At 60.4% G+C, this 13,881-nt stretch carries 11 protein-coding genes and 1 pseudogene; 4 read left to right on the top strand and 8 right to left on the bottom strand.

Translation table 11 applies throughout. The annotated features are described in order from the left end of the window. Positions 1-53: 53 nt before the first annotated feature. From C0Z19_RS15295 to C0Z19_RS15285, 3 genes are read right to left on the bottom strand one after another with little or no spacing between them, the layout of a single operon-like run. Complete coding sequence (locus tag C0Z19_RS15295) at positions 54-1,511, bottom strand: aldehyde dehydrogenase family protein (protein WP_102610684.1); 1,458 nt, start codon at positions 1,509-1,511, stop codon at positions 54-56. After that, positions 1,508-2,785 carry an NAD(P)/FAD-dependent oxidoreductase gene (locus tag C0Z19_RS15290; protein ID WP_102610806.1) on the bottom strand — a complete coding sequence of 426 codons (1,278 nt, stop codon included), beginning with the start codon at positions 2,783-2,785 and terminating at the stop codon, positions 1,508-1,510. The genes C0Z19_RS15295 and C0Z19_RS15290 overlap by 4 nt, the downstream gene beginning before the upstream one ends. 57 nt (positions 2,786-2,842) lie before the next feature. Next, complete coding sequence (locus C0Z19_RS15285; protein WP_102610683.1) at positions 2,843-3,247, bottom strand: RidA family protein; 405 nt, start codon at positions 3,245-3,247, stop codon at positions 2,843-2,845. A gap of 107 nt (positions 3,248-3,354) precedes the next feature. On the opposite strand from C0Z19_RS15285, the gene C0Z19_RS15280 reads away from it, so the two are divergent. The 4 genes and pseudogenes from C0Z19_RS15280 to C0Z19_RS15265 all read left to right on the top strand — a co-directional run bounded on the left by C0Z19_RS15280 (position 3,355) and on the right by C0Z19_RS15265 (position 7,532). Beyond that, positions 3,355-4,275, top strand: coding sequence for a LysR substrate-binding domain-containing protein (locus C0Z19_RS15280; RefSeq protein WP_102610682.1), 921 nt, complete (start codon positions 3,355-3,357; stop codon positions 4,273-4,275). Between the two features lie 165 nt (positions 4,276-4,440). Further along, positions 4,441-4,626: pseudogene (locus C0Z19_RS15275) on the top strand (ABC transporter substrate-binding protein); the annotation flags it as partial. A 307-nt stretch (positions 4,627-4,933) separates the two neighbouring features. Further along, positions 4,934-6,673 carry an asparagine synthase (glutamine-hydrolyzing) gene (gene asnB, locus C0Z19_RS15270; protein ID WP_102610681.1) on the top strand — a complete coding sequence of 580 codons (1,740 nt, stop codon included), beginning with the start codon at positions 4,934-4,936 and terminating at the stop codon, positions 6,671-6,673. Next, on the top strand, positions 6,648-7,532 hold the full coding sequence (locus C0Z19_RS15265; protein ID WP_102610680.1) for a DMT family transporter: 885 nt from the start codon (positions 6,648-6,650) through the stop codon (positions 7,530-7,532). The genes asnB and C0Z19_RS15265 overlap by 26 nt, the downstream gene beginning before the upstream one ends. Positions 7,533-7,993: 461 nt before the next feature. Here the strand turns inward: C0Z19_RS15265 and C0Z19_RS15260 are convergent, their stop codons facing one another. From C0Z19_RS15260 to C0Z19_RS15240, 5 genes are all read right to left on the bottom strand, one after another. Then, positions 7,994-8,362: a cupin domain-containing protein gene (locus C0Z19_RS15260; protein ID WP_102610679.1), complete on the bottom strand. Its 369-nt coding sequence runs from the start codon at positions 8,360-8,362 to the stop codon at positions 7,994-7,996. Between the two features lie 36 nt (positions 8,363-8,398). After that, on the bottom strand, positions 8,399-9,700 hold the full coding sequence (locus C0Z19_RS15255) for an NAD(P)/FAD-dependent oxidoreductase (RefSeq protein WP_102610678.1): 1,302 nt from the start codon (positions 9,698-9,700) through the stop codon (positions 8,399-8,401). A 172-nt stretch (positions 9,701-9,872) separates the two neighbouring features. Next, a complete protein-coding gene (locus tag C0Z19_RS15250) occupies positions 9,873-11,051 on the bottom strand; it encodes a porin (protein ID WP_102610677.1) in 1,179 nt (392 codons plus the stop codon). Between the two features lie 190 nt (positions 11,052-11,241). Then, on the bottom strand, positions 11,242-12,690 hold the full coding sequence (locus C0Z19_RS15245; RefSeq protein WP_102610676.1) for an APC family permease: 1,449 nt from the start codon (positions 12,688-12,690) through the stop codon (positions 11,242-11,244). Between the two features lie 217 nt (positions 12,691-12,907). After that, on the bottom strand, positions 12,908-13,846 hold the full coding sequence (locus C0Z19_RS15240; RefSeq protein WP_102610675.1) for a helix-turn-helix domain-containing protein: 939 nt from the start codon (positions 13,844-13,846) through the stop codon (positions 12,908-12,910). Between the last annotated feature and the right edge of the window lie 35 nt (positions 13,847-13,881).

Genomic DNA, 13,881 nt, shown 5'->3' with positions numbered 1-13,881 from the left:
GCCGCTCGGAACTTCAAATTCTCAGCATTGCCGCGTCATACGCGACGGCTGCTTCAATCGTAGAAGCCGAGGATCGACTTCACCTCCATGTACTCTTCCATTCCCTCGACCCCATACTCTCGGCCATTGCCCGACTGCTTGTACCCGCCGAACGGCGCCTGCGGATCCCAGGCCGGATAATTCAGATGGACCTGGCCCGACTGAATGCGCGCGGCAACCGCACGCGCGAGCGTCTTATCCGCGCCTTGAACATGCGCACCGAGGCCATAAACCGTATCGTTCGCGATGGCGATGGCTTCCTCGACGGAGTCGTAAGGAAGAATGGCGAGAACCGGGCCGAAGATTTCCTCCTGAGCGATCCTCATATCGGTGCGGACGTCGGAAAAAATGCTCGGCCGTGCATAGAAACCATTGCTGAATCCCGCAGGCCGTCCGGGCCCGCCCACGATCAACCTGGCTTGCTCGTCGATGCCGGCCTCGATCATCTCCTGAACCCGACGAAACTGCGCACGATTCGCCAACGGGCCATGCGTCGTAGCTTCGTCGAATGGATCGCCAACGATCATCTGTTCCGTTGCGGCGGCGGCCAGCGCTTCGACCTGGCTCAGGAGGCTGCGCGGTACGATCATGCGCGTCGGCGCGCTGCACGACTGGCCCATGTTCCGGAACGCGGCGGCAACGCCTGACGAGACGGCACGCGGCAGATCGGCATCGGGCAGCACGACGTTGGGGGATTTTCCGCCTAGCTCCTGCGCCACGCGCTTAACTGTAGGCGCAGCCGCTTGCGCGACCAGCACGCCGGCGCGCGTCGAACCGGTGATCGACACCATATCGACTTGCGGGTGCGACGCAAGCGCCGTCCCGACTTCCGCGCCCGTGCCGCTCACGAGGTTGAATACGCCCGCGGGAATGCCCGCATCGGCAATTACATCCGCGAACAGCAAGGCACTGAGCGGCGAAAGCTCGCTAGGTTTCAGGACCACCGTGCAGCCCGCGGCGAGGGCCGGGCCTACCTTCGCCGTGATCTGATAGATGGGCCAGTTCCACGGCGTAATCAGCGCACAGACACCAATCGGCTCGCGCACGATCGCAGTCGTGCCCCGCTGAGTCCGAAATGCGTAGCTTGTCAGATTGTCGCGCGCGACTCGAATATGTTCCGCCGCGAGCGGCACGTGGGCAGCCCGTGCGTAGGTGATGGGCGCGCCCATTTCCGTCGCCAGCGCCGCGGCAAACAGTTCGGCCCGCTCGAGCATCAGGGCATGAACGCGGTCGAGCAAGGTCGCACGCTCTTGTGGCGACGTTGTCGACCAACCCTCGAACGCCCTGCGCGCCGCGAGAATCGCCCGCTCGGCGTCGCTTTTGTTGCCGAGCGCGATCTCGCAGAGCGCGTCTTCGGTTGACGGAGAGATGACGGCGATTCGATCGGCGCCCTCGGGCGCGACCCATTCGCCGTCGATGAAGAACCGATCCAGCCTTCCCGCTTGCATCAAGCGATGAACAGGTGAAGTCATTGCAACGTGTCCTTGAGTCGGTACCATGCGCCCACGAACGGCAAGAACCATGGCTTGCCGAAGTGGCCGGGGATAGCAGGCCAGTCGAAGTCTTTCCACGGGTTGAGATCGGTGCGCCCGTCCATGATCTCCGCCATCAATGTGCCCATCAGGGTGGCCATGTGCGTGCCGTGGCCGCTATAGCCCATCGAGTAGTACACACCGTCTCGCTGGCCCGCGCGCGGCAGGCGGTTGGCCGTCATATCGACCATGCCGCCCCAGCAATAGTCGATGCGCACGTTGGCCAATTCGGGAAACACAGTGGCCATCTGCTGTCGCAAAATCAACCCGCTTTTTTCGTCCGAACGGGGGTTCGACGTCGCGAAACGCGCACGCCCCCCAAAAAGCATCCGATTGTCGGGCGTCACACGAAAGAAATTGACGAAGTTTTTGGTGTCGGTGGCCATCCGGCGCGTCGGCAGCAACCGGTCGAGCAGTTCCACCGGCAAAGGCTCGGTGACGATGATGAAAGCCCCAACCGGCACGATTCTGCGCCGAATCCAGCCAAACGGTCCCACCTGCGAGATGCCGCTCGCAAGAAGCACCTGCGGTGCGCGGATCTCTCCACGCGGCGTTCGCACGACATAGGCGCCCCGGGATTCCCGCTGTAGCCCCAGGACCGGCACGTGCTCCAGAATATGCGCGCCACGTGCTTGCGCAGCTTTCGCGAGACCACGCACATAGCGACCGACGTGCATCCCGGCACTCTTCTTAAAGATCAACCCGCCGTGATAACGGTCCGAGCCGATCTCGTCACGAAGCTCTGCCTTCGTCACAAGGCGCGTATCGGGATCCACGCTCGCGGCAAGCAACGCCTGGCTTCGCGCAAGCTTGTCGAAATGCTCGGGCTTCGCCGCGAGCTTGAGCTTTCCCCCGCGAACGAAATCGCAATCGATCGACTCTTCCCTGACCAGCCGCTCGACCGTGTCGACACCCGCGTCGAACGCAAGATACAGCCGGTTGGCCAATTCCGTGCCGATCCGCTGCGACAGCGAAGCGTAATCCTGCGCGAAGCCGTTGTTACACATACCACCGTTGCGGCCCGACGCCGCCTGCCCCACGGTTCCTGCCTCGCAGACCATGACGCGTGCGCCTTTCTTTGCCAGCGCCAATGCAGCCGCCGCGCCTGTCATCCCCCCACCCACCACGACCACGTCGCAACTTCCGCCGTGCATGTCAGGTGAGCCGCTAACGAATGGCTCGGACGTATCCAGCCAATAAGAACTGAAATTCATCACACACTCCAAAGCTGGCGGACCGGTGTTCCCTGGGACCATCGATACTCAGGCTGGCTATACCACTGCCACCGCTTCCACCTCAATCTTTAAACCGAAGTGCAGCGCAGGAACCGGGACCACGGCGCGAGCGGGTCTCGCATCTCCGGCCCAACGCGCATAGATCTCATTGAAACTCGCCCAATGCCCGACATCGACGATATAGGCACGGACCTGGGCCAGTTTCGTGACGTCGCTGCCTGCACCGACAAGCGCGGAAGCCAGATTGGCCAACACCTGTTCGGCCTGGGCCTCAAACGGACTGTCCGTGAGTTTTCGTCCGGTCGCGTCGATCGGAAGTTGACCCGACACAAAAATCAGCCCATTGGCAATCGAAACGTGGCTGTAGTGACCACCCGGCGTCGCCAGTCCAGCGGGATTTACCGTCTGGGGGTACTGCGCACCATGTTCATGCTGATCCATGAAGACCACTCGAAGTAGAAAGGGTGTCAAGCTCACGCGACCCACTATAGGAAAGAATGCCTTTGTCGTGTTTAATATCCGATGAACCCATCGTTAATGAGGCCTTAATGCTTCAGTTGGAAGACATGCAACTCCTCCGAGCGCTCGGCGGATCACACTCGCTTGCGGCAGCCGCAAGACTGTTGGATCTAACGCCGCCCGCGGTCACGGTCAGGCTTCAGCGCATCGAAGAGCGTGTGGGGGTACGTCTTGCCACGCGTGCGGCTCGAGGGATTTCCCTCACTGACGAGGGCCAGCGCCTTGTTCAGGAAGCGATCGACATCCTCGAGCGAATCGAGTCCATTCCGTCCCGTATCTCCGGGGAGTCGAGTGGCGTGAGCGGCCATTTGCGCGTCGTGGCCCCGTTCGGGTTCGGCCGCGAATATGTCGCGCCGCTGGTTCGGGACCTGCACCGGTCACATCCCAATCTGGCGATTTCGCTCATTTTGGTCGAAAGTCCGCTCGCTGCCGCGTCGGGCGCAGACGTGGTGATTTCTATCGGTCACATCAAAGGGTCCTCCTGGGTAGGCCATTTTCTGGCGCATAACGACCGCTTCCTTTGTGCGAGTCCGGCCTTGGCGCGCAGCCTGGCGAAGCTCAAGCATCCGTCCGAGCTCACCCGGCACCCCTACCTGACCTTACGAGAAAACGATGATGACGTGAGCCGTCTGCGTTTCGCTCAACACGATGCTGCGGGCAAACGCATAAGCAAAGCCGTAACAGTTCGGTTGAACAGCGCACTGTCTTCGAACGACGGCACCGTGGTCAGAGACTGGGCGGTCGACGGCCTCGGAGTTGTCGCGCGATCCGAATGGGATTGCGCGCGGCTGCTCAAACAAGGGGCGCTGAAGCGCGTGCTGCCGACATGGCGCCTCGAACCCGCACCGGTAATCGCTCTGACGCCCACGCGCCAGGGCCTGACAACTCGTCAGCGCGTGTTCTTGGAAGCCGCGAAAGCAGCCCTCGACCCGGCGCCGTGGCGGAAATGAATTCCCGTTCGATGCCGCCCGCGCAGGTTTCTGGCAGATCGGTGCAAGGCCGAGCGTTTGTGTCCACATAAATTCGTCACCGCTGTCATGCGTTACGCTCTTGCTCATTGCTCCACCTCACCAATAGTTATGGCTTAACCATAAAAAGGGCGGCCACCGCGGGCAGAGAACGGAGCACGGCTTGCGGTCGAGGAAATCGACCAGAAGGGCCTCGTGGTGGGCGGCCAGAAGGTCAAGCTGGTGCTCGACGCCGAGGACGATGCGGGTGATCCTCGTCAAGCGACGCAAGTTGCGCAAAAGCTCGTCGACGACGAGGTCGTCGCCGTGGTCGGGCATATGAACTCGGGCACAAGGCGGACGGCATGGCGGGCTCGACCGATCGGGCCAAGATCCTCACGGCGATGCCGTCGACGACGGCCGCAAAGCCGACTTGCTGGCGGGATTTTGAACGAGGTCGTGCTGAAGCAGTCGCCCGGCGGCGGGCGCAGCACCGGTTGCGAACTCGAAGATGGCTGATGCGCACCGACCCTACCCTCCCAAATCTGTTAGTACGCTAAGGGGCCGTTCTATGCAACATTGTGCACCCGGCCGGAATGAGTCGCCAATCCATTGGCGTTGACGATAGAAACCGGCAGCTCCTCCTGTAGAGAAACGCCGCATGTGCAGAATGTTCGGGCTATTCGGAAGCAACAAGCGCAACAAAATCATCGAATGCATTGAGTCACTAAAGGCCGGCGGGCCGGACGAACAAAACGTTCGATTTCTACGGACTGGCTTGCTCGGCCATACTCGCTTATCTATCAATGGCTTATTGAACGGCAGCCAACCTTATACCCTCGACGGCCGGCACTGCATATTCGTCGGGGAGATCTACAATCACAAAGAACTATCGGCCACATACGGGATCACGCGGCACCCGGGTGATGCCGACGGTAGCGTGATCTTGCCGTTGTTCGAGCGCCTCGGTCCGCGCTTCGTCGAAGAACTCGATGGGATGTTCGCGATCGCGATCGTCGATACGCGGCAAAACGACAAGCTGACTCTGTACACAGACAGCGTCGCGGTCAAGCCCGTCTATTACAAACACTCACCGGGCTGCTTGAGTTTTGCCTCCGAGATCGAGGCGCTGCCCGATTTCGAGAAAGACGACCGGACGATACAAGCATCGGGTTTCGACACCTATGGCACGTTCCGCGCATGTCTCGGTGCGCAAACCATATTTCCGAACGTCAAGGTTCTTGAACCCGCGACATATCTGACATTCGACGGCGAGCGCGCGTCGATCGATCACTATGTGCCATCGCCCGAGCGATCGTTACCGGAGCGTTACGATGTTGCCGCCTTAGAGGCCGACGTTTCCCAAGCTGTGGCATGGATGACGAACGCAGAAGTGCCTGGTTGCTCGACCCTCTCGGGCGGCATCGATTCGAGCCTTATCGCGGTACTGGCGAATCGTCACCCCGGGATGCTCAACGCATTCAACGTCTGGTATGAAGGCGCCTGGCAAGAAGACGAAACCGCATACGCGAAAATGGTCGCCGAGCATGCGCAACTGCGCTACCACCAGGTGACCGTCGAGAACGATCGCTTTCCGAGCCTCATCGAGCGGATGTGTCGGGCATTGAGTCAGCCCAACGCGGCCGCACACTGTCTAAGCACTTTCAGGCTATACGAGGCGATTTCTTCGGGAGGATTCCGGGTCGCGCTAGTCGGAGAAGGCGCCGACGACTTCTTCGGCGGTTACGATCGCATGGTTCATGTCGCGACGGCCTTCGAGCAGGAGGAAGCGTTGTCCGCCTACATTCGTGATCTCGCGGCCATTCCAAGCACCTTGCGCGCGCGCTTGATCGACCCCGAGGCGGTCGACATGCAGTACGCCATGCGATTGAAGGAGTTCATTCGCGGCCTGCCAGGAAGCAGTTGGTTCCGCAAGATCGTTCAGTTCGAAGCCAAGCATCGGCTCCCGTATTACATTCTCCACCGGGTGGATGCGCTGAGCATGGCTCATTCTGTCGAGGCACGCGTACCGTTTTGCCTGCCTTCTGTCTATCGGCATGCAGCGGTTTGCGAAGACAGGCAATTGGTCAATCAGCAGGCGCGCAAGCGGCCCATCTATGAGTGCGCGCGAGGCGTTTTGCCCTCGGCCGTCCTCGCCCGGCGCAAACAGCCGTTTTTGCTGCCGATTGCCGGTATGTTGCGACCTGGCTTTCCCATATTCGACTACCTGATGGACACAGTGCGCTCATCCTGCCGAACGTTCGATTTCGTCAACAAGGACGTTCTGCTCGGATGCATCGAGGAAAATATGCATCGCCCCACCACAGCCCTCGGCAATTCAATATGGGCCTGGTTGATTTTCGAGGTATGGGCCAATGAGCACGACATCACGTTCCGTTAGACCCGAAATCATTGCTTCCATCCTCCTCTGTCCGATCAGTCTCGCGGGCATGGGGATGTTCATCAAAGCCGCCAAGGGCGTGCCCGAATCCGCGCTGCTGCTCGCTCGTTTCGGCGTGCCCGCATTGATCTACTGGGGCCTGCTTTGCTTCAAGCGCTATCCGTTCCGCACTATTCGACCGCATAAGCACTTGCTGCGCGCAGCGCTCGGATTCCTATCGGTGTCTTGCCTATTCGCGGCGATCGCGCGAATCCCGCTATCGACCGCGCTCTGTCTGTCCTACACGTTGCCGTTCTTCGCCTATGGGATCGCTTTGCTCTCCGGGCGCGACCGCCTCGATGCAAGAGGTCTGTTCGTCATCGGAGCACTCGTCGGCGTGGCGCTTATGACAAACCCGAGCGCGCACGCCGACATCGCCGGCATTGTGTTTGCGCTGGCATCCGCTCTGTCTGGCGCCGTCGCACTCTACGAGATCAAGCGCATCGCACGCTCGGAGGATTCGGATGCGGTGCTCATCATGTATTTCACGATTTCGACGATCGCGCTGATGCTTTATATTCTGTTCTTCGACAAAAGCGCCGTCCAGACGATGAACACCGTCCCTTGGGGAATGTTGATGCTCATTGGCATATCTGGCCTGGTCTACCAAGTCGGGCTCGTCACTTCGCTGAAGGAAGTGTCGGTATCGCTTCTTTCGATGTTTCTTTTGTTCTCGGTTGCCATCGGCTTCGCAGGCGATCGGATGCTGTTCAAATCACCCTTCACGTTCACCGGCACGCTCGGCCTCGTCGTTCTGGCCGTCAGCATCCTCGGCTTCCAATACGTCGAAGGCCGAAACGCAAAGACGCGGGGAAGGTGAAAGGCGGTACTTCGCGCCGAGCGGGTCGAACGTAAGCGATCGATAATCGATGCCCTGTTCCTGGGAGGCCAGACCGGCGACGATTGTGTCTACTTTAAAACCTTCCGTCGTTAAGCCGTTCGATCTCGACCTTCCTGGTCGTACCTTGACTCGTGCCACGGCCGTCAAGAGATTTTCATGTCGGCGCCCAAATCAGCATAGGTAGCTCGTGTTCGGTGAAAGCAGTGTTTTGGGGCAATTGCTACTGTTACCTCAAGTGCACCTACGATCGTCAACGATTGAGGGGCTTGTGTCGAACGTCTCCAGCTGGCCGACATGAGCCGTTGCCGTCCCGATAATCGCGCGTCCAAAGTGGTTTGACGATATCGTCAGTTCGAACCCAATTGAGCAGCGGACGCGTCCTTCCCTGCGAATCAGTGGGTTCGCGACAGCAGCGCCGGGGCGACAAAAAGCCAGCCCAATCACGAGAACGCCAAATAGTGTTTCGTAAAACCATCGCTCAACACTTCCCATAGCGTAGGCGTTCCCTTTTCCACAAACCAGGAATCGCCTGCACGGAATAGCGCGCTTTGCCCGGTCGACTCGTCCGTGATACGCACTTCTCCCTGCAGGATCGTTGCCTGTTCACTGAAGGGGTACACGAGGCGGTAAGTGCCTTTCGACGTACCGAAATAGCCTGCGTTGATGGGATCGGTGGGCTCGCCGTGCGTCGCGTCGCCATATGCCTGCACGTCTCCCCCTTCGAGAATTTCGGCGCCGAGCTTGCTCAGACTGCCCCACGGATGAAGATGCACGATCGTCATATTGCGATCGATGATGGTCAGACTCATGATGAAAAATCCCGTGTCGAAAGAAGAGAATGGAACTCAACGGCGTCCATTCCAGTAGCCGGAAATCTGGTGAAGCGCCTTGCCAAGGCTGACGAGCAACGCGCGATAGCGGTCCTTGCCGCTGATTTCCGCACGACTGATTGCGCTGATCAGCCGATAGCGCTCCGAGCCGCCCAGGATGCCCTCTGCCAGAATCTTGCAGATGATCTGGCTCGGCGTGACGCCGAAGCCGGAGTAGCCCTGTACGAAGAACGCGTTGGAATGTCCAGGCAGAGAGCCGATCTGCGGAAAAAGGTTGCGCGTTGTAGCCATAGGTCCGCCCCACGCTAGATCGATTCGGACGTCGTGCAGGTACGGAAATACCTCCAGCATCAAGCGTCGGTTCCATTGCTTGAGATCGGTGGGTACGCGTTCGATTACCTGCGTCGACGAACCGAACATCAGCCGGTTATCGTTCGTCACCCGGTAGTAATTGATGATCGGCCGGATGTCGCTATACGCGCCACGAATCGGGCTGATCCGCTCGATCAGGTCCTGGCTCAGCGGTTCCGTTACCGAGTTGAATGCGTACACGTTGATCGTGCTGCGATGTAGCTCCGGCTCGATCCGGTTATTGAATCCGTCTACGGCCCACACCAGCTTGCGTGCGCTTACCGATCCCTTTGCCGTTCTGACTCTGATCCGGTCACCATAAGTCACCTCCAGCGCCGGGCTGTATTCGAAGATCCTGACGCCGTAGATCTCCGAAATCGCCTTCGCCTCGCCAAGCAGCAGATTGAGCGAATGCACATGCCCGCCGCCCATATGCAGCAGTGCGGCTTCGTAGACGTCGGAACCAACGATCTGCCTAACGTCGCGCCCTTCCATAAAACGTATTTCGTGCGGGGAACCGAGCGACTTGAATTCCGTTTCCCAACTGCGCAGGGTCTTCGCCTGGCGCGCGTTATAGGCGAGATAGCCGTATCCGCTACGGAAGTCCGCATCGATGTTGTATTTGGCGATACGGTCACGCATGATCTGCGGTCCGAGGTCGCTGAGCGCGAATATCGCCCGCAAGCCCTCTTCGCCAACATCGGCTTTGATCGCATCGAGATCGTGTCCGATCCCGGCCATGACCTGGCCACCGTTGCGCCCCGTACCGCCATACCCCAGGTAGCGTCCTTCCAGAACAACGGTGTCGGTCACACCCTGCTCCGCTAGCTCGAGCGCTGTGTGAACGCCGGAGAATCCGCCGCCGACGATCACCACGTCCGCTTCAATATCGCCGTCGAGCGACGGGAAACTCAAATCGTATTTTCTGGTTGCCGTGTAGTACGTCGGCGTTTCATCCGTGTGCATTGCGCGTCCCGTTTGTAGCGAAACGTGCGGGCCTGCCATGGCCCGCACAATCGTGGTGTGCAAACGATCTTAAGCAGACAGAACCTACGCCGTTATCACAAATCGGCAGCCTCTCGACGAAAACCAGAGCGCTCTGCTTGCGTCGTTGTTTCCCCACGCAGGATCCGACGTCTTAGAACATCATCCTTAATCCCGCCATCAACGCGAGCTGGCGATTCGAATTGCTGTTGACCAGGTTCGGTATCTGAGCGTAATTTGCCGTGCCGCCCGTCGCAGGGTTGATGCCCAGTCCCTGCCCGGATGCCACCTGTCCGATCGCTACGCCGTACAGTGCCGTGCGCTTCGACAGCGCGTAGGTCGCGCCCAGGTTGACCTGATGGACGCGCGTCGAACCGCCCCCTTCGACGCGCGCGCGGTTGAAGATGTACGCAGCTCCAAGCGTCCATGCCGGCGTCAGGTTGTATGTGGTGTTCAATTCGGCAATATCGAACGTCACGTCTGCCCCGTCAGGACTTGCACTGCTCGCGAAGTACGCGCTTCTTTCGAGCTTCGTGTGTGTATAGACGAGCGCGACCAACGCGTGACCTAACGTGACCGATGCACCAACACCTGCCTCCTTCATGGTGCGGGCATTCTGCAGATTGCAGTACATCGCCGCCGCGTTGCTGCAGGCAAAGTCGCCTATGTAGCCGGAGGTTCCGCCCAGCGCGGCGTCGAGCGGATTGTCGAGAGCGAGATAACCGGCGCTCACCGACACGGGGCCATGGGTATAGGCTGCGGCAAGCGCATAGCCGCGTCGTGCGCTGAAGTCGCCGGCTTGGCCGCCCAGACTGAACGTGCCGCCGAAGGTGAACCCGCTGAAGTCGACGCTCGTGAACTTCACGGCGTTATTCATGTTGAACGCTTCGTTGAGGTTATCGACGTCACCGAAGTGCGCCCCGTAGAGCGTCGACCACGCATTGCTCGACGCATAGACGCCGAGGAAATCGGAGTACGAATCGTATTGCCGCCCGAGACTGAGGGTGCCATACCGATCGTCCCGCATACCGACCCATGCCTGGCGATTGAAGAGCGCGCCATTCTGCAGCATCGCACCGTTTCCGGTCAGGAATTGGTTCTCGAGCGCAAACGTCGCTTTAAGGCCGCCTCCCAGCTCCTCGGTCCCCATGAGCCCCCACCGGGAGGGCATCAGATAGCCGCCCCCAAGCTGCACCGCATGCCCGCCGTGCACGGCGCCGCTCGCGTCGGTGACCTGCTGATTGGTCGAATAGAGGACCCCTGCATCCACCGATCCATACAGCGTCACGCTGCTTTGCGCGTGTGCCTCGTGAACCGCCGCACCGAACAGCATGGCGCACACGGCGGCATGTCTCGCTTTACCTTTCACGTTCTAACTCCTGTGTTTTGTCGAGAATCCTGCGGCCCGAATGGAGTTCGCTCTCCAGTGCGGCGAACTTCGGGCAAAGCCAATCCCGCTGAGCGGCGCAGAGCGCCCTCATCTGGCTTGCGGGAAGGGAATGAATCAGTCGCTACGCGGCGGATTAGAGCCGCGAATTGCCCAGCGCGTCGAACGCGCGTGGATTACGCGTCTTGAGCCGACGGGCAGAGACGATCCCGGCGATGGCGAAAGCCGGCATCAACACGATGAGCCCATACGAGAGCCCGACGCTTGCGCCCGTCAGAACCGGGAAGTTGATGATGGCGAGCACGAGCACACCGAGAAGTGCAATACCGGAAAGCACCGGGAACGCGAAGACGCGCAACGCGCCTTCCTCCCGGTGGGGCGTCCGCGTGAAAAACCGAAGCACGGCCGCGGACGACAGCACCATCAAGGCGATGATGCAAAGCGTCGCAAGATTGGTAAGCCACGAGAACAGCGTGAGTACGGGATCCGACTTGCCGACGATGAACGCGATGACGACACACGCGGCAATGATGGTCTGAAGTACCGACCCAACGTGTGGGCTGCTGTGCGAGGCATGCGTGTGCCCGAGCGATGCGGGCAGCAAGCCTTCGCGCCCGCTTGCATAGAAGTAACGCGCCGCCGAATTGTGGAAGGCGAGAAGACCCGCGTAAACGCTCGTGATGAATAGCACGCTCATCGCGTCGGTCAATGCATGGTTGGCGTAGTGATCGGACAGCGAATAGAGAAACGTTGTGGGATCGGAAAGTCCGTTCAGGGTCTTCACGATCTCGCCGGCGCCCGCGCCGATCACCATGCACCACAGCGAGAACGCGTAGAAGCCGCCGATCAGCAACACTGAGATGTACGTCGCAAGCGGTACCGTGCGGCGCGGATTTTTCGCCTCTTCGCTATAGATCGTGGTGGCCTCGAAGCCGACGAAGCTGGCAAAGCAGAACAGGAATCCGATGGCCGGCGTGCCGCTCAGGAATACGTGCGGCGTGAACGACGCAAAGGTAATGCCGTGTGCGCCGCCCGCCTTGAGGATCGCCGTGTCGAGAATGAGCACGATAATGTATTCGCCGAACACGAGCAGCGACAGCAGCTTCGCCGATAGGTCGATTTGCCGGTAGCCGAGCACCGCTATGCTGGCCAACGCGACGAGCGAACAGATCCACCAAGGCATAGCGATGCCGAGACGCGCGGACAGGAAGCCGGACGCCACTGCTCCAAACATTCCGTAAAGCCCGATCTGCATCGTGTTGTAGCCGAGCAGCGCGAGAAACGCCGCGGCACCGCCCGCGGTTCCGCCCAGCCCGCGGGCCGTGAAGGCATAGAACCCGCCGGCGTTCGTGACATAGCGCGACATCGCCGTGTATCCCGCGGCGAACATCAGCAAGATCAGCACGGTGGCAATGAGCAGCGCCGGTGTGCCGGCTCCGTTGCCCAGCATGATGCCGATGGGGAAGCCGCCCGCAATCGCGACGAGCGGGCCCGCGGCCGAGATGACGAAGAAAACGATGAAGCCGAGGCCGAGCGCGCCCTTGCGCAGCTCGGTCGACGGTGTAGGGTCCATTGCGACACTCATTTGATTCGCTCCCGATGGAATTGCCTGCCTGCTGTCGTGGTACACGGCATCGGGATCCCTCGTCTCCGCTCCGACTGGACCGGACGGTAGCCCGCCGCATGGATGGCAATGTATGAAGCCAAAAGTCGAATCCGGCAGCACAGATTGGCAAGACGTCGCATGCTTGGGGTTTACGCGTTCCCGTGGGAGCGCTTCGACGCGCGCCTGGCGTGGCGCGTCAATTCTTTCTCGGCGTTTGCGAGGGCAGTTCGCCGAAGAGGTCGCGGTACTCACGCGCGAAGTAGCTGAGATGCGTGAACCCCCATCGAGCAGCGGCATCGCCGATCAGCAATTCTCCCGCCGCTGTCGAGCGCAACAGCTGGCGAACGGCGTTGAGGCGGATGGAGCGCAGGTATTCGACCGGAGTGACATTCGCGACGCGCTGAAAGCTCGTCTGAAGCGTGCGCCGGCTACAGCGCAGATGGCGGCACAAATCGAGAACCGTGAGAGGCTCGTCCGCCTGGTCCTGGATCAGGCGTTCGCAGCGCCGCACGATTTCACTGTAGGTGCTGTGCGTCAGGTCGCGTGCCTCGTCGGTGGCGGCCTCGAGAAGACCGAGCATGAGGCTCACCACTTCATCCTGAAAAAGTCGTGTGGCCGACGGATTGACGAAGCCAGCCGGATTGCGAGCGGCAGCGTCCAAATAGCGCGTCAGGACTTCGCGCAGAACCGCAACGCGTTCGCCGGGCACGGGCAACACGTGCTTTCTCAACTGACGCACGGCAGCGTCGCCGACCGTAATTCCGACGAGCTCCTCCATCGTTCCGGCCGCGAGGCTGACGACGGCGTAGTGCATCGACTCCGGGGTGTAGAGGCGAAACTCCTCGTGCGTGCCGAGTGCCATGATGGCGTAGCCATCGACACGCTGCCCCTGGAACGTGCCCTGCATGGGCGCGGTCAGCGGTACCGCTATAGACGAGACGCCGCACGGCGAGACGCCCGACTGCACGACCCGTCGGTTGGTCGCTTCCTGGAAAAACTGGAAGCCGGGACTGTTCACCTGGAACAGCGTGCCTTCGAAGCGACCGGGCGTGATCTGGCGGTAAATCTGCTCCCAGCCGTTGACGGCATGCGACAGATCATGGGCGTCGGCGAGGGCGGCAGTGCGGAATTCCATGATCCTCTCCTGCGAAACACAAAGCATCGTGCCCG

The organism is Trinickia soli (assembly GCF_002879855.1).
GTDB lineage: Bacteria > Pseudomonadota > Gammaproteobacteria > Burkholderiales > Burkholderiaceae > Trinickia > Trinickia soli.
This window is presented reverse-complemented; position numbering and strand designations above follow the sequence as displayed.